At 31.6% G+C, this 16,614-nt stretch carries 14 protein-coding genes; 1 reads left to right on the top strand and 13 read right to left on the bottom strand.

Features of this window, described 5'->3' with window-relative positions; genetic code table 11:
- Positions 1–17 precede the first annotated feature (17 nt).
- Positions 18–1,499 carry an L-fucose/L-arabinose isomerase family protein gene (locus KPL44_RS13545; RefSeq protein ID WP_216251238.1) on the top strand — a complete coding sequence of 494 codons (1,482 nt, stop codon included), beginning with the start codon at positions 18–20 and terminating at the stop codon, positions 1,497–1,499.
- 100 nt (positions 1,500–1,599) lie between these two features.
- Here KPL44_RS13545 and gabT read toward each other — a convergent pair whose 3' ends face one another.
- From gabT to KPL44_RS13480, 13 genes are all read right to left on the bottom strand, one after another.
- On the bottom strand, positions 1,600–2,964 hold the full coding sequence (gene gabT, locus KPL44_RS13540; RefSeq protein ID WP_216251235.1) for a 4-aminobutyrate--2-oxoglutarate transaminase: 1,365 nt from the start codon (positions 2,962–2,964) through the stop codon (positions 1,600–1,602).
- Between the two features lie 115 nt (positions 2,965–3,079).
- Positions 3,080–4,468: an APC family permease gene (locus KPL44_RS13535; RefSeq protein WP_216251232.1), complete on the bottom strand. Its 1,389-nt coding sequence runs from the start codon at positions 4,466–4,468 to the stop codon at positions 3,080–3,082.
- A 28-nt stretch (positions 4,469–4,496) separates the two neighbouring features.
- Complete coding sequence (locus tag KPL44_RS13530; RefSeq protein WP_216251229.1) at positions 4,497–5,615, bottom strand: 4-hydroxybutyrate dehydrogenase; 1,119 nt, start codon at positions 5,613–5,615, stop codon at positions 4,497–4,499.
- A 603-nt stretch (positions 5,616–6,218) separates the two neighbouring features.
- On the bottom strand, positions 6,219–6,494 hold the full coding sequence (locus KPL44_RS13525; protein WP_253201774.1) for a hypothetical protein: 276 nt from the start codon (positions 6,492–6,494) through the stop codon (positions 6,219–6,221).
- Between the two features lie 267 nt (positions 6,495–6,761).
- Positions 6,762–8,060: an acetyl-CoA hydrolase/transferase family protein gene (locus KPL44_RS13520; protein ID WP_216251227.1), complete on the bottom strand. Its 1,299-nt coding sequence runs from the start codon at positions 8,058–8,060 to the stop codon at positions 6,762–6,764.
- A complete protein-coding gene (locus KPL44_RS13515) occupies positions 8,057–8,350 on the bottom strand; it encodes a hypothetical protein (protein ID WP_216251224.1) in 294 nt (97 codons plus the stop codon). The genes KPL44_RS13520 and KPL44_RS13515 overlap by 4 nt, the downstream gene beginning before the upstream one ends.
- Positions 8,350–8,673: a NifU family protein gene (locus KPL44_RS13510; protein ID WP_216251220.1), complete on the bottom strand. Its 324-nt coding sequence runs from the start codon at positions 8,671–8,673 to the stop codon at positions 8,350–8,352. Before KPL44_RS13510 ends, KPL44_RS13515 begins: the two co-directional genes overlap by 1 nt.
- 59 nt (positions 8,674–8,732) lie before the next feature.
- Positions 8,733–10,187, bottom strand: coding sequence for a 4-hydroxyphenylacetate 3-hydroxylase family protein (locus KPL44_RS13505; RefSeq protein WP_216251219.1), 1,455 nt, complete (start codon positions 10,185–10,187; stop codon positions 8,733–8,735).
- A gap of 317 nt (positions 10,188–10,504) precedes the next feature.
- The gene (locus KPL44_RS13500) at positions 10,505–12,304 is read right to left on the bottom strand and encodes a sigma 54-interacting transcriptional regulator (RefSeq protein ID WP_253201773.1); all 1,800 of its coding nucleotides are present in this window, start codon (positions 12,302–12,304) and stop codon (positions 10,505–10,507) included.
- A gap of 144 nt (positions 12,305–12,448) precedes the next feature.
- Positions 12,449–13,753: an acyl-CoA reductase gene (locus tag KPL44_RS13495; protein WP_216251217.1), complete on the bottom strand. Its 1,305-nt coding sequence runs from the start codon at positions 13,751–13,753 to the stop codon at positions 12,449–12,451.
- A complete protein-coding gene (locus KPL44_RS13490; protein WP_216251555.1) occupies positions 13,750–14,868 on the bottom strand; it encodes a LuxE/PaaK family acyltransferase in 1,119 nt (372 codons plus the stop codon). The genes KPL44_RS13495 and KPL44_RS13490 overlap by 4 nt, the downstream gene beginning before the upstream one ends.
- Positions 14,869–14,881: 13 nt before the next feature.
- A complete protein-coding gene (locus tag KPL44_RS13485) occupies positions 14,882–16,228 on the bottom strand; it encodes an AMP-binding protein (RefSeq protein WP_331702410.1) in 1,347 nt (448 codons plus the stop codon).
- Between the two features lie 118 nt (positions 16,229–16,346).
- Entirely contained in the window at positions 16,347–16,589 is a 243-nt protein-coding gene (locus KPL44_RS13480) for an acyl carrier protein (protein WP_216251215.1), read from the bottom strand.
- Positions 16,590–16,614 lie beyond the last annotated feature (25 nt).

Raw genomic sequence — 16,614 nt, 5'->3', positions numbered from 1 at the left:
AATCGGAGGAATGAAAAATGAAAAATTTACCACAATTAAAATTAGGAATTGTTGCAGTAAGCAGAGATTGCTTCCCAATGGAGTTATCTGAGAGCCGTAGAAAAGCAGTAGTAGAAAATTTCAAAAAATCTAACGTTGATATATTTGAATGTTTAACTACTGTGGAAAATGAAACACATATGTTAAAAGCATTAAAAGAAGTTAAAGAAGCTGGTGTAAATGCCTTAGTAGTATACCTTGGAAATTTCGGTCCCGAAACTTCAGAAACCCTACTTGCAAAACAATTTGGTGGACCAGTAATGTTTGCTGCTGCTTCTGAGGAAAGTGGTGATAATTTAATGAATGGACGTGGAGATGCTTATTGTGGAATGTTAAATGCAAGTTACAATTTAGCACTACGTAATATAAAGGCATTCATTCCTGAATATCCTGTTGGAACAGCTAGTGAAGTTGCTGATATGATTTCAGAATTCGTACCTGTTGCTACTACATTACTAGGCCTCGACAATTTGAAAATAATATCTTTCGGGCCTCGTCCACAAGATTTTTTAGCATGTAATGCACCAATAAAACAGCTATATAATCTAGGAGTTGAAATAGAAGAGAATTCAGAACTTGATTTATATGCAGCCTACAATGAACATGCAAATGATTCAAGAATTCCAGAAGTAATAGCTAGTATGGAAAAAGAATTAGGTAAAGGTAATAAAATGCCTGGTATACTGCCAAAGCTTGCACAATATGAAATAACACTACTTGATTGGATGGAGGAGCATAAAGGTTCAAGAAAATTTGTTGTTTTTGCAAATAAATGCTGGCCATCATTCCAAACACAATTTGGATTTGTACCTTGTTATGTAAATAGTAGGTTAACTGCAATGGGAGTCCCTGTGTCATGTGAAGTTGATATTTATGGTGCATTAAGTGAATATATAGGAACCTGCATAAGCCAAGATGTTGTAACATTACTAGATATTAATAATACAGTACCAAATGATATGTATGAATCAGAAATTAAAGATAAATTTGATTATACATTAAAGGATACATTTATGGGATTCCACTGTGGTAACACAGCAGCTTGTAAATTAACAAGTGGTACTATGAAATTCCAAAAAATTATGGCAAGATCCCTTGAACCTAATGTAGAACCAAACATAACTCGTGGAACACTTGAAGGAGATATTATTCCAGGCGAAATAACTTTCTTCCGTTTACAAAGCAATGCAGAATCAGAATTAACAGCATATGTAGCAGAGGGTGAAGTATTACCAGTTTCAACTCGATCATTTGGATCTATTGGTGTTTTTGCAATTCCTGAGATGGCAAGATTCTATCGTAATGTGTTAATCGAAAAGAGATATCCACATCATGGTGCAGTTGCATTTGGCCATTATGGAAAAGCAATGTACAATTTGTTTAGATACTTAGGCGTTAAAGAATTATCATTTAATCAACCAAAAGGAATGCTTTACAAATCAGAGAATCCATTCAAATAAAAAAAGCTTGAACATTATAACCTGTTAATAACAACTTATACAAATGGCTGTAGATAATTTATCTACAGCCATTTTAAAATCCAAATAATAATTATTAATTTTATGCTTTAGTGCTTACCTTTGAAATTGCATTTTCAAGTATATCGAGTCCTGCATTTAATTGTTCATCCGTAATACATAAAGGCATTAAGCAACGAAGGGTGTTTCCTCTAACGCCACAATTTAATATGACTAAGCCATTATCATTGCAATTTTTAATTATTGCTTTTACTTCTTTTGAAGCTGGTTCTTTTGTTACTCTATCAGTAACAAACTCAACACCCATCATTGCCCCAAGGCCTCGAACATCTCCAATAATTTTATATTTTTCTTTCATTTTATTAAATCTATCCATAGCTATTTCTGCAATATGGTTTGATTTAGCAGCATAATTATCTCTTTCCATAATTTCAATAACTTTCAAAGCTGAAACACATGCTATTGGGTTTCCAGCATAAGTCCCACCAATTCCACCAGCTTGAGAAGCATCCATAATTTCAGCTCTACCTGTTACTGCACTGATTGGCATTCCAGCTCCAAGTGATTTTGCAGAAGTTATTATGTCAGCATATAATCCATTGTCTGCCCAGTATTCACTAGCAAACATTCTACCAGTTCTGCAGTATCCTGATTGTACTTCGTCACATACTAATAATATACCATTCTCATCACATATACGTCTTAGCTCTCTTACATATTCCATAGGTGTTGGAAGAAATCCACCCTCGCCTTGAAGCGGCTCAATAACTACTGCTGCAACGTCTTCTACATTTATTTTTTCTAAGAAAAAATTCTTTAATTTTTCAATGTAGTACTTCATTGCATCTTCCTTAGGTATTCCAGCTGGACGACGATAAATATAAGGAAATTCTGCTTGATGAACTCCTGGAGCAAAAGGTCCAAAGCCAAGTTTATATGGTTTTATTGTACTTGTCATTGCCATAGTTAAACTTGTTCTTCCATGAAACCCACCTGTAAATGTAACTATTTCTGTTCTTTTTGTATATTTACGGGCAATTTTCACAGCATTTTCAAGAGCTTCAGATCCACTATTTACGAACATTGTTTTTTTCTTGAAATTCCCCGGAATAATACTATTTAACTTTTCAGCTAAACGTACATAAGATTCATACTGTACTACATTTATACTTGAATGAAAAAATTTTGAAACTTGTTCTTTTACAACTTCAATAACTTCTGGATTAGAATATCCTATATTTAAAACCCCAATTCCACCAACAAAATCCAACATGATATTTCCATCTACATCTTCAAACATTGCACCTTCTCCTCTTTCAATAAAAGTAGGTACTCCGGATGATACTCCAACTGGAACATTTTCTTGTCTAAGTTTTATTAATTCCTTTGCTTTTGGTCCCGGTATTGTTGTTATTATTTTAGGTAAACTAGTTCTTAATTCGGTCATAATAAATTCCTCCTCGATTATATTAATAATCTAATATTTGTATTTCTAACTTTATATATAGTTTTTCATTAACAACTTCATTGTGTAAACACTTTGTGTTCCATTATTTAAATAACTATTGTTCTATTTTTATTTTACTTTCTACATTAGTCGTTATTATATCATTGCTGCCAGCTGCCATCTCTGGTGGGCTTACTTTAAACCCTTTAGTAAGAAATATTAAATAGATAAAACCGCATGTGGCCCAGATGCATCCTAAAGTCAAAGCAGCTTTGTCTAAGTTCGTAAGAAGCAAAAAACAAAAACTTGCACCAATCATTGGAAAAATCAAAAACAGAATAGTATCTTTAAATGACCGTCTCTTTTCCTTGATGAAATAATGGACAATCACTGAAATATTCACAAATGCAAATGCCGTGAAAGCTCCAAAGTTAATAAAGGATGTAGATGTGGCAACAGTAAGTTTAAGAGCAAGCAATGCAATCACTCCTGTGATGATGATATTATTAATTGGAGTATTAAATTTGTTGCTCAGTACTCCAAATATTTTTTTAGGTAATACGTTATCCCTCCCCATTGCATACATAAGTCGGGCACCACTTGCTTGGGCTGAAATACCCGAGGCAAACTGCGCGATAATCATGCCGATTAGGAAAATGGTACCGAATATAGGTGGTGCAACTTGTTTAGCAATCTCAAATGCAGCATTACCTGCATCTTTATAAACATAACCTGGGTGAGCCATATGGGTAGTATAAGTTGCCACTATGAAAATCAACCCACCAATCACTGTTGTAAGTATGATAGCACGTGGAATATTTTTTAATGGATCCACTGCTTCCTCAACGAAAGTAGAAACGGCGTCAAATCCAAGAAATGAATAACAAGCAATAGATGCACCGGCCATCACAAAGCCAAACGGAACATGTTTGTTGTAAAAAGGACTTATCGATAACATAGTTCCTGTACCAATACCATGCATAACAGCTTTAACGCTAAAAGCAATAAAAGCGCCAATTACTAGAAGTTGCAGTAATACCATGACAACATTGACTTGTGCGCCAATCTTGATACCGATGATGTTGATTGAGGTAGTGACGAAAATAAATCCTAAAACAAACGCCCATGATGGAATACTTGGGAAAGCAGCGTTAAAATAAGAAGCACCAATTAGCCAGATTGCCATTGGGATGAAGACATAATCAAGCATAACTGCCCACCCTACCATGAATCCCAGATGCGGGCTAATTGCTTTTCCAGTATATGTATAAGCTGATCCCGCTACAGGAAAGGCCTTTACCATATGGCAATAACTGAGAGCGGTAAAAAACATAGCCACTAAGGATGCAAGATAAGCTCCTGCTTCGACGCCATGAGTTGTTTCAGAAATAACACCATATATTCCATATACAATCATTGGCGCCAAATATGCCAGCCCAAATAAAGTTAAGTGATGTAATTTTAAAGTACGTTTAAATACCTGCTGACCACCTTGATTTTCCATTGAAATCTACCTCCTAAAAATATGTTTCCTAATATAAATTTGTATATATCTCAATCATTTCTTCTCTTGATAATGCTACATAATTATTTACTAACAATCTTTGTTGCGACTCTATAACGCTATCAGTAAACAATTCTATTTCTTCTTTCTTCATTCCAAATTCTTTTAATGGCTTTTTCATCAATAATTTATTTAACACATTTTCAATTTCTTTATAAACATCCTCACCATGACTAAGACCTAATACATCTGCCAAAAGAGTATTTATTTCCTTTATCTTTCCATTTGGATTCTTTTTACTGTACATTTTAAAAACTTCAGTAAATAGTTCATAGTTTGCCTCTCCGTGTGCTACATGATAAACTCCACCTAATGGATAAGACATAGCATGAACTGCTCCAACTCCAGCATTTGCAAAAGCAATTCCAGCATAGTTACTGGCGGTTGAAAATTCCTTTAATAGATTCTGACGATGATCCTCACCTTTTTCTATAATTTCCATGTAACCCTTCATAATCATTTCTATAGCTTTAACTGAAAATATCTCTGTGTATACACTAGCCTTAGGAGATACAAAAGATTCAATAGCATGAATTAATGCATCTATGGAGCTAGCAACAAAAAATTTAAAAGGCAATCCCTTAATTAACTCTGGAATAAGCACTGCTTGGTTTGCAAATAACTCATCAGTCGCAAGTCCCATTTTTGTATGTTTTGATTTTATTTCTGCAATTGAGATATTAGTTACTTCGCTCCCAGTTCCGCAAGTCGTAGGGATAATTATTAATTCCTTATCCCTTATAAAAGGTACTTTTTTCTCGAACAAATCAAGACAATTTTTTACATCCTTAAAAACCATTAATTTAGAAATATCTATAACAGTTCCGCCCCCTATACCAACAATTCTTTTGATGTTTTTATTAGGCATCGCTGCAATAATGTTGTTAATCATCTCGTCAGAAGGTTCACCAACACCATATTTTTCTTGAAAAATAAAGTCTGCTTTTAAATTCAAATATTTCATAAATGGTTCATAAATAAATTCTTGAGTTAATACTAAGTCACCTTCACCAATTTTAAACTCATCTGCAAAATCTTTAAAATTATTAAAACTATGAATCTGAGGTACTAATTGAAAGTTTTTCATAACATCCTACCTTTCTTTTCTTCATATTTGTTCTGATTGAAATTCTTATCATTTCTGCCAGTAGTAATTGTTGAACCTTCATCTAACAAAGTTACATTTTCAGAAATATACTTACATATGTAGCAATACTTATGCCAAAGTTAAAATAAAATAATATTTTCTGAAATTATTGACTCGTTAGCACTTTTTACGTTTCTTTTAATTAAATATTCTGAATATTATATGCATGTAAATTTCACAAAAAAAATAATATATGTGTCATAAAAGAAACAAATCTTGACAATTTAAATTAGCGAATCACTTAAACCCTTGCACTATATAAGTGTTACACCCTATATTTATTGTTGTTGCATATCTGGAACGTGTTTCATTTTTGAAACATGTTCTTAAAAATACTTTTTATGGTGTATGAATAACGTCATTAATTTAAATATTCATAATATCATTATTATATTTTAATTAAAGTCTGTTAAATTAAAATTAAAAAAATGACTCATGCTTGTGCATTGGTCATTTTTTCAGGTGTAAATTGCACTAATTTAAAGTTATCCATTCATTAATTTGTTTATAATATACTTTTATTCCGATAATTGCGATTTATCTTCAAATATATATGTGTCCATTTATTGAATCCATTGATTTTCTACCATGTTTATATCTATCACATACAACAACTTGCATTGCTGCCCAAAGCGGCCCACACATTGTTAAATCAGGTCCGGTTATTGACATTATCATATTACGTAATCCAAATATCATGTGAGATCTATTAGGGTTATAATCTATTAATTCATCTGGCCTTGATGGTGCTGCATCTTCTAGAAATGCTTGTGCCTGAATCATCTCACCAAATAGTATGATATAGGCTGAAAAAACCATTGGAAGAGCTTTTATAAACATAATAGCCGGCGGAAAACCTATTGACCAGAACGTCCATTTACTCCAGAGTTCTCCAAATGCTGATTGTGAAAATCCCCATTGAATATGTGGCCATAAAGTTCCGCCTACAATAGGTCCACCTTTACCATCTTCTCTTTTTAAACTTATATTATTTCCCCCCCTAAATTCGATTTAAAATTTAATTTAAAACTTATTTTCAAGTTGAACTTAATTTATTAGCTTATCTTTATTATTTCATTGTATACTTTAGAATTTAGCATTGAATCTTTTTTCCCATTCTTTAATGAGTGAAGGTCTAAAGTTTGGATGAGAAATATTGATTAATGCTCTACCTCTATTTTTTAGATTCTTGCCCTTAAGCTTTGCTATTCCATATTCTGTTACTATATAATTCACATCATTCCTACCAGTGGTAACTGCTGACCCCTCGTCTAAGAATGGTACAATTTTAGAGATTTTCCCTCTAGCTGCTGTAGATGACATAGCCATAATAGATTTACCATCGGGACACATATTTGAACCTCGTACAAAATCCACCTGACCGCCAACACCACTTATCTGTTTTAAACCAATACTTTCTGAAGCTACTTGACCCATTAAATCCACTTGCACACAAGAATTTATTGATATCATTTTTGTATTTTTCATAATAACAATAGGGTCATTTACATAATCTACAGGATACATTTCAACCATTGGATTATTATTAACAAAATCATATAGTCTTTGAGTTCCCATCAAAAATGTAACAATAATTTTTCCACTATGAATAGTTTTAGATTTACCAGTAATTACACCTGCTTCAACTAATTCCACAACTCCATCTGAAATCATCTCTGAATGAATACCAAGATTCTTCTTTTGTTTTAAAAATAACAATACTGCATCTGGTATAGCACCTATTCCAAGTTGAAGTGTAGATCCATCCTCAACTAAAGATGCGCAATGTTCACCAATAGCTTTCTCGATATCTCCTATTTTAGGAGGATTTAGCTCAATTACTTGATGATCAAATTCTACAATGTAATCTATATTAGAAACGTGTATAAAGCAATCACCCATTGTTCTTGGCATTTTATTGTTTACTTCTGCAATTACTAGTTTTGCACATTCTGCTGCTGGCTTTGTATAATCATTAGATACACCATAACTACAAAAACCGTGTTCATCGGGCGACGTTACTTGAATAAGTGCTACATCTATTGGTAACTCTTCTTTAAAAAGACTCGGAACTTCGCTGAAATAGCAAGGTGTAAAATCTGCTCTTCCTGAACTTACTGCCTCCCTTGTACTTCCGCCTACAAATAGTGAGTTATGCCTAAAATGGCTTTCCATACCTGGTTGTGCGTATTCACTTTTACTCATCGCTACCATGTGAACGATTTCAACATTTTCATAATCATTACAGTTTGCTACCATAGCATCTATAACTGCAGTTGGTTCACCAACTGCATGGCCTATTACTACCCTGTCGCCAGACTTTATTTTCACTGCTGCTTGCTTTGCAGTAATAATTTTTGATTTGTAAATTTTTTCTAAATTCATATGTCCCACTCCCCCCTAGACAAAACATTTATTTTATCTATAACCTTCAATAACTTACTATCGTCGTTTCCACTAGTTATACATATTTTTTCGTATTTAACTTCAATATTCTTATGACTCGCACAAGCACGACTACATCCGCATAAAATAATCACTATGTCGTAAAAAATTCCTTGTTTTATCGTTTCAATATTATGACTTATACCAATCTTTTTCTTTATTCTTAGTACAACATCTATTCTCTCATAGGTTGGATTACATCCTCCACAATATTTAATTCCAATTTTCATTATTTCCCTCTATTGCGTTCATTTAGAAATTTCCTTGCCTGATTTAATAGCTCTTCACTTACCTCATTTCTTAAAATTACCTTTTTAATACATGGTATATTTTTTTTAAGTGCAACTTCAACTACGTCCTCAACTGTATATTTTGCAGAAAGACATCCTTTGCATTGCCCCATAAGCTTAACTTCAACTATCCCATCATTGTAACTAATAAGTTCGATATTTCCATAATGCTCTGCTAACTTGGGTCTAACATTAAACTCAAGAATTTTTTCAATCTCTGAATACATAACTTCATTAGCGCCCACTTTGTCTTTAGAAACCATTGCGTCACTCCATTCTTTAAAAATATGTGCGAGAGTTCCTCCCACACATGTTTATAAATTTATTCTTTTATCCTAGCAATAACTTTTGCTAAGGCTTTTTTACGAGGTAAATTCCCTTGTCTTGCTATCATTATTCTTTGAGCCTGTGGTGAACCTGCACCATGCATTGATTCCGTTCTATAACCAACTGCAGCAGTTCCAAGCGACATGTTTTCTATTAATCTTAATATTCTCATTCTATTTTCAGTTGAAACTGATGCAACACCTTTTAAATATTTTTCACAATAAGGTCCAACAATTGGATCTTTAAAATCTTTGTCTGAAGGCATAGTTACCATAAGTCCCCCTGCTATATCCTCTGCAAGTCTTACTATTTCATATGGGAATCTTGTAACATTTTGTTTACAGACATTGGCAAGTAATAAGTCTATTATAAAGTTACCTGATTCAGTTTTATGACCTTCTGCAGAACATGCAATTCCACAAGCGTATAGTGTCTCATTTAAGTGGGTCATTTCTATTAATTTATCTTTGATATGTGTTACTTTGGCAGTTCCATTATACTCTGCAGCTACAGCAGCAGCACCAATAAGCACATCTCCTACGCCAACTTTACATCCACCATAGCTTTGTCTATGATATCCTGCAAATCTTTCAACAAGCATACCTGCAAATTCAGTTTCTCCATTTAAGAATATTCTCTCATTTGGTACAAAAACATTGTCAAATATGGTTAATGCTTCTACTCCACCATAATTGTAATTTCCAACATCAATGTCTGCACCTTCTTCACTTTTCCTTGTATCACAAGATTGACGCCCAAGAATCATAAAAATACCTTTTGTATCTGTTGGAACTGAAAATGATACTGCATAGTCCTTATCCTCTGGTCTCATAGCCTGCGTTGGCATAACTAAAACTTCATGTGAATTACATATACCAGTTTGATGAGCCTTTGCACCACGAACAACAATACCATCTGGTCTTCTTTCAACTACTCTAAGATACATATCTGGATCTTCTTGTTTTGATGGTGATAAACCTCTATCACCCTTAGGATCCGTCATTGCTCCATCTACTATTAAATCATTTTCCTGAACATATGTTAAAAACTTTACAAAATTTTCATGATACTTTGTTCCATGAGCTTTATCAAGTTCAAAAGTAGTACTATATTCAGAGTTAAAAGCATCCATTCCAACACATCTTTGGAAACATGAAGCAGTTTTTTGTCCACACAGTCTTTGCATTTTAACTTTTTTAATTAAGTCGTCAGTACTTTGATGAAGAGTAGAAAATCTATTAATCTTTTTTCCTGTAATACTCGAAGTAGTAGTCATCAAATCCTCATATTCAGGCAATTGTGCCAAATCATAAGTCATTTTTACTGAGTTCATTGAAGGACGAATTATTGGGTTGTCTACTACGTTATCTACTTTTTCTCCAAACATATAAACTTTCAAATTCAATTTTCTAAGACTTTCTACGTATTGTTCTCCTGTCATTAATCCCATTATAAATCATTCCTTTCACAATTATATTTTATGTAACTTTATATATTTACACTTATATACTTAGCAATACCCGTGCCAAAGTTATGGTTATATGATTTTTTTTTAATAGTATGATTTAAGCACATTTTGATAATTTAATATGCTATTTTAACTATTTGTTATGATTATTCCTATAATTATATTTATAAAAAATAAGATGTGTCTCATAAACGAAACACATCTTAACATTTTAATTGGAATTATTGTAAACGCTCCCAAAGTTTATGCCATGGCACATTATATTTATTATTGTTGCATTTATGGTACATGTTTCATTTTTAAAACATATCTTTTTCTAAATATCTTTTACGCTTTCTAAAAAAAGTAGAAGAATTAATGCCAAGCATTTTAGCAGCATCTCGAACATTGCCTGCATTATTAAAAGCATTATTAATAAGTTTAGCTTCTACCTTTTCTACTGCTTCTTTTAAATTACAAATATCATCACCATTAATATTTGTTTCAATAGAATCAGGAAAATTTTTAATTGACAGATCGTTTTTGAATATTTTATCACTGCTACTCATTACTATAACCCTCTCTACAATATTTTTAAGTTCGCGAACATTGCCAGGCCAACTGTAATTGTAAAGTGTATTCAATGCCTCAATAGTAAATGTTTTCTTAAACTTATATTTCTTATTTAATTTAGATAAGAAGTATTGGACTAAAGGAATAATATCACCTCTCCTTTCTCTTAGTGGTGGTACGACAAGCGGGACAACGTTTAAACGATAGTATAAATCAGCTCTAAAAGTCTTATCCTTAGTCATTTCTTCTAAATCTCTATTTGTAGCAGCTAATACTCTTACGTCAATCTTTATTGATTTTACTGCTCCAACTCTTTCAACTTCGCCCTCCTGAAGCACGTTAAGTAGTTTAACCTGTATATCTAAAGGAAGTTCTCCAATTTCATCTAAAAAAACTGTACCTCCATCTGCCACTTCAAAAAGTCCCATTTTCCCTTCCTTATTAGCTCCTGTAAATGCCCCTTTGACATACCCAAAAAGCTCAGATTCTATAAGATTACTAGGAATTGCTCCACAGTTAATTTTAATAAAGTTTTTACTCTTTCTCAAACTATTTTTATATACAAATTTAGCTATTTCCTCTTTCCCAACTCCAGTTTCACCTAATATTAAAACAGTAGTATCCACACTAGCTACCCTTTTAGCCACCTCAAGCAAATCAATCATCACTGTATCCTTAGCAATTATGTCAGCTAAATTTAGATATTGAATTCGCATAGCTTCTATCTCAGAATGGTATTTTTCTGTTAATTTCATATTTTTAACCAACTCATCTTGTAACTCATATAGTTCTGTTATATCCCGTACATTTGTAACTACCATACTTATATTACCTTTATCATTAAATATAGGGCTACTTGAAACCAGCACCTTTTTACCTGTATTAAATTCTTGCTCAATTGTATTAGATTTTCTATTTTTTAATACCATAAGTGTAGCTGACTTAGATATATAGCCCTCTTTTTCTAGTTCAAACATATTTCTATTAATCATATCTTTTCTTTGTAACCCTGTTATGTTTTCATAAGATTTATTAATCTTTAATGTATTAGCCTTACCATCGGTTATATAGATACCATCAAATGATGCTTCAATAACTGCATCCAATTCAATGCAATTGAGCTCTCCAATGCCACATTCATTATTGCAGTTTAATCTTTGCTTAAGATCATTTATTTTTTCTAATGAATTAGCAAACCGATGCTTATAAATATTATTCACATTGAAATATCCAACAAATTTACCATCTGAATTTGTAACTGCCATATAACCTTCCGCTTTATCAATGCAGTCTGATATTTTAGAATCTTCATTTATAATATTTGTTGTACACCTTAAAAGGTATTTTACATATGTATCAGGGCTTGTACCGTTAATAAAATTATTAATTATATCATTTTTCGTTATAACGCCAACTAAGGTCTCTTTTTTATCTAATATAGGTATTACTTCTACTTCATTATTATTAAATAACTGCGCTGCCTCATAAAAAGTATTATTTTCTTTTAGTTTGAAATTACTTTTCGTCATAATATCCTTTACTTTCAAAAAAAACACCTCTCAATTTATAATAAATTAAACCATGCATTATTATACATTACATAGTTCAATTTTATTATATCAGAAAAGGTGAGCTTATATTAAGCTTTCATAAATTGTACAATTATTTCTTACATATTAAAATTAATGTTGTTATATCATTCCCTTTATACTAAGTGAACACCATCTAACTAATTCACTCATTATTAAGCTTCCATCCCAAGGAGAATCATAGAAGTTCATGTACCCAATTTTCACAACTCTATCTACTCCAAATGTTGTTACCCTATCCGTAAATTCTAAAACCTTTTCCTTATTCTTAGAAGCTATTCCTATAGTTTGTATATTTTTAGTAATTAAAGGGCATACATCAAATATATCCTCCACCTCTTTTATAAATATAGTTCGCCCCGTAATTGGCTCCTCAAGCTTTATTTCACTATCAATTAATATTGTATATTTAAGCCCCTTACTTATATAAGCTAGCTTATCAAGGCCTAATAAATATTCTCCTCTTTTGTTAATTATCTTAGCAACAATAGCCTCCTCTAAATCTAAATTTGTATATCTTTTAGTTATTTTTTCAAACTTTAAACTTAACATTTGAGCTACATCTTTTACATGTAATTTACTTTTCTCTATAAATAACACTTGAGGCGAAGAACATCCCTTTTGACCAAAAACAATTGTATCTGTAACCAAATTCTCTAAGTATTCTTCTAAATCATTACTCTCAATTGCTGATTTATCAAAAACAGCAAATGAATACTTAGGGCCAAAAATCAAATCCTTACAAGTAGTTTTTTTTGGCAACAGGCAAATAATATCTACTGCTGTTTTATTTCCCCAAACTATCCTAACATCAGCTTTTAAGGACATCAAAGAATTAAGATTTCTATCAAAACTATCAAAATAAATAAGGGCAATATTCTTAAGTAAAATATTTGAAGAATATGTTTGCCCTTCATATTCAACATTTATATTTGCTAAAATTATTAATAAATTATATACAACACTTACACTTTTCTTAGATACTCGAAGAATATTGGCATTTTTACATAATATGCTTTGCATAACGGAATAAATTCCAAGTGTAGGCACATTCCCAGCCATCCAATGACATACTATACCTCTGGGTTGTGCTTTAATGTATTTTTCATCATCTATCTGTACGAATTTATTTAAGTATTCGATATTTTCTAAGTTAAGTTTTAACTGTTTTTCAATATTTATCTTCTTCAAATAGAAACATAAAAATGAAACGCCTTCCATTCTTAATATTTCTTTGTTTTTCGCAATTTTTTTACTATACTCATTAATTATAAGTATTATAGCTTCTACTGGAATTTTATGAATTTCCGAAAGATTGTTATTTAAGTAGGTTTCCATTTCGTTAAAATCTTTAAAACTCAAACCATTCTCATTAAATTCACCATTTAGCTCATAACAATTTATCATCTTCCTACCTCTCTCTGTGCAAAAGTATCTCCACATCCTCTAACTTCAGCTTTGTCTATTCGCGACTTAAATTTAAAATACTTGCCATGTCTACCACATGGGCAATCATCTATGCCTATAAACTTGCCAACATCTTCAGTTAGGATGGCTTGTGATGGATAACTAGTACCTAAAATACTCATAACCTCTATAATCCCAATTTGTCCTAATTTCACTTCTTCTAATGTTTGTATATCCCTTATAATAATCTCTGCAAAATTAGGGACATGTTTATACCCATATTCACAATCAATAAAAACTACTCCTAACTGCTCCACCATTCCATAAAAATCTATTATATTAGAGACTTTAGTATTAAATAACTGTGCAGCAGTCTCTGAAAATACTTTTTTCTCTACCTTTTCAGATATTAATTTTTTCCATCCACCACTATGTAGCAGCTTCATATTTGGCATATTTAATTGTATTTGTTCCTGTTTTAAAACTTTTAAAAATTTAGACCATAATATATAAGTAAATCCATAAACTATAATTTTCTCGCCCTTATGCTTTCGCTCAAATGTACGTAGTCTATCTATATTTACCCTAAGTTCATCATTCTCTTTATCCATTACATAACAAATCTCACTCGCAAAAGCGCTTACTCCTCTTATCGCTGCCCCACGTGCAGTCATGCTATCCCCTTTTTTGTTGCTATCTTCATCATCTATGATAAGCATTGGTCTTCTTTTGGAACCTAAAAAATTTGATAATGTACTTATTAACCCTTGTGTTTGCCTTATTGAAGTTTTTTTATCTAAATATATTTTACTAGGAATTCCTGTGGTTGTAGCACTAGAAAGCAACACTCTTGCTACTTTCCCAACCTCGCAAACTCTAAGATCAAAAGATTTAAACATATTTACAGGTATGTATGGAACCTCTTCTAATGTTTTAATACTATTTATATCTACACTTAATTTTTCATACATAGATTTTATGTTTATATTCTCCATATTATTATCTAGCTGAGATAATATTGTTTTTAAAAGCAGCTTTTCCTTATCTTTCTGATTTAAATTAAACTGTTCACCAAGCACTAGCTCATCTATAATTTCCACAATCCCCAATTTCATCACCCTCTTATTGTTACTTAAGTTGTTTAATTAACACCTTACCTGAAGAATTTTTAGGAAGAGTGCTTAAAAACTCTATATATCTTGGCGTTTTATATGATGGCAATTGCTTTTTACAAAAATCTAAAATATATTTAAAATCTACAAATGGTTTATCCGCGACTAATACTACAAAGGCTTTTGCCGCCTCTCCTAAAATATCATCTAAAACTCCAATAACAACGCATTCTACTACTTCTGGAATTTGTAATATTACATCCTCTATTTCTTTAGGACTTATTCTAATTCCACCACTTTTAATAATATTTTTTTCCCTTGCCACTATATATATATATCCCTCATCATCTACCTTAGCCACATCTCCTGTATACAACTTACCTTTTATTAATACTTTGTCAGTTGCCTGCTTATCATTAAAGTATCCCTTCATTATATTGTCGCCTTGAGCTACAACCTCTCCTATTTCTCCAACTTTTACTTTCTTTCCTTCGCTATTTAAGACTTGGAGCTGCGTTCCTTTAATGCCTCTTCCTATTGAATTCATCTTTTCCTTAATTAAATAGGGTGGTAAATAAGATAACCTTGCTGTAGCCTCAGTTTGACCATACATTATAAATATATCCACAACCCCCAAAATATCTATAAGTTGTTTTATAAATATCTCTGGTAGCTTTCCACCTGCTTGAGTTATATACCTTAATGTTGGAAACTTAGTATTCTTCATATCAGTCATTCTAAGCAATATTTGATAAGTACTAGGAACACCTGAAAACCCTGTACAATTATACTTATTTATATCCTCAATAACTGTTTGTGGAAACATAAATTTATTATTAATTACAAGACTTCCCCCTACTCTAAAATGAGTATGTAAAATTGAAGTACCATAACAATAATAAAAAGGAAGTACCGTTTCCACTCTATCTTTATTTGTAAGTTTCAAGTATTCTATTATAGAATTTGTATTGTATATAAGATTATAATGGGTAAGCATTACGCCCTTAGGATTACCTGTAGACCCAGAAGTAAACAATATTACAGCTACATCTTCTTTTATGTTTATATTATCCGTATTGTTATTTTCCTCATAACAAATTATATTAAGATCACTTTTATCTGTATAAATTTCAACATCTTTATAATTAAGTGACCTTATTTTTTCACTGAATTTGTTTTGAGTAAAAATCACCTTAATATTTAGAGAGTCAATAATATACTTTATCTCATTACTACTTAAAGCTGGATTAATAGGAACACATATAGCTCCACTTTTAATTATCCCAAAGTAGTTTTCAATGAAAAAGTTAGAATTTTCAGAAACTAAAAGTACAGCATTCTTTTTAGATAAATTCTTGTTTATTAAGAAAGAAGCTTTTTTTTTACATTTTCATAAATTTCTTTATAGCTAATCTCATCTTTAAATATGACAGCTGTTTTATTAATTTTTGATGAATTCTCGAAAATATAATCTGTAAAGGTCATATCTCAACACCATACTTGCCAACTATTTTCTTAATGTCACCTATAGTATACATTCTAGAAATATCCACCACATTTAAAGCTATATCAAAAACTTCTTCCAAATTAGTTATAAGTTCTACATGTCCAATAGAATCCCAACCTTCAATCTCATCAGGTCCCATATCATCATTTATATCCTCATTTTTTTTTATATCAAATACATCACGTAACACCTTGTTTAGTTTTTCTAAATTGCTCATAATAATTCCTCCTAAATATTAATCT

Origin of the sequence: Clostridium sp. DSM 17811 (genome assembly GCF_018861905.1) — a bacterium.
GTDB lineage: Bacteria > Bacillota > Clostridia > Clostridiales > Clostridiaceae > Clostridium_AD > Clostridium_AD frigoriphilum.
Note: the sequence above shows the minus strand (reverse complement) of the source record. Positions and strands in the feature narration are given on the sequence as shown.

Excerpts from the sequence above, each read along its gene's own strand:
- KPL44_RS13520 (WP_216251227.1), bottom strand. The coding sequence starts at position 8,060 with ATGAATTTAGAAAAAATTTACAAATCAAAAATTATTACTGCAAAGCAA.
- KPL44_RS13545 (WP_216251238.1), top strand. The coding sequence starts at position 18 with ATGAAAAATTTACCACAATTAAAATTAGGAATTGTTGCAGTAAGCAGA.
- gabT (WP_216251235.1), bottom strand. The coding sequence starts at position 2,964 with ATGACCGAATTAAGAACTAGTTTACCTAAAATAATAACAACAATACCG.
- KPL44_RS13495 (WP_216251217.1), bottom strand. The coding sequence starts at position 13,753 with ATGATAAATTGTTATGAGCTAAATGGTGAATTTAATGAGAATGGTTTG.
- KPL44_RS13505 (WP_216251219.1), bottom strand. The coding sequence starts at position 10,187 with ATGGGATTAATGACAGGAGAACAATACGTAGAAAGTCTTAGAAAATTG.
- KPL44_RS13510 (WP_216251220.1), bottom strand. The coding sequence starts at position 8,673 with ATGGTTTCTAAAGACAAAGTGGGCGCTAATGAAGTTATGTATTCAGAG.
- KPL44_RS13535 (WP_216251232.1), bottom strand. The coding sequence starts at position 4,468 with ATGGAAAATCAAGGTGGTCAGCAGGTATTTAAACGTACTTTAAAATTA.
- KPL44_RS13515 (WP_216251224.1), bottom strand. The coding sequence starts at position 8,350 with ATGAAAATTGGAATTAAATATTGTGGAGGATGTAATCCAACCTATGAG.
- KPL44_RS13530 (WP_216251229.1), bottom strand. The coding sequence starts at position 5,615 with ATGAAAAACTTTCAATTAGTACCTCAGATTCATAGTTTTAATAATTTT.
- KPL44_RS13490 (WP_216251555.1), bottom strand. The coding sequence starts at position 14,868 with ATGAAATTGGGGATTGTGGAAATTATAGATGAGCTAGTGCTTGGTGAA.
- KPL44_RS13525 (WP_253201774.1), bottom strand. The coding sequence starts at position 6,494 with ATGGTTTTTTCAGCCTATATCATACTATTTGGTGAGATGATTCAGGCA.
- KPL44_RS13480 (WP_216251215.1), bottom strand. The coding sequence starts at position 16,589 with ATGAGCAATTTAGAAAAACTAAACAAGGTGTTACGTGATGTATTTGAT.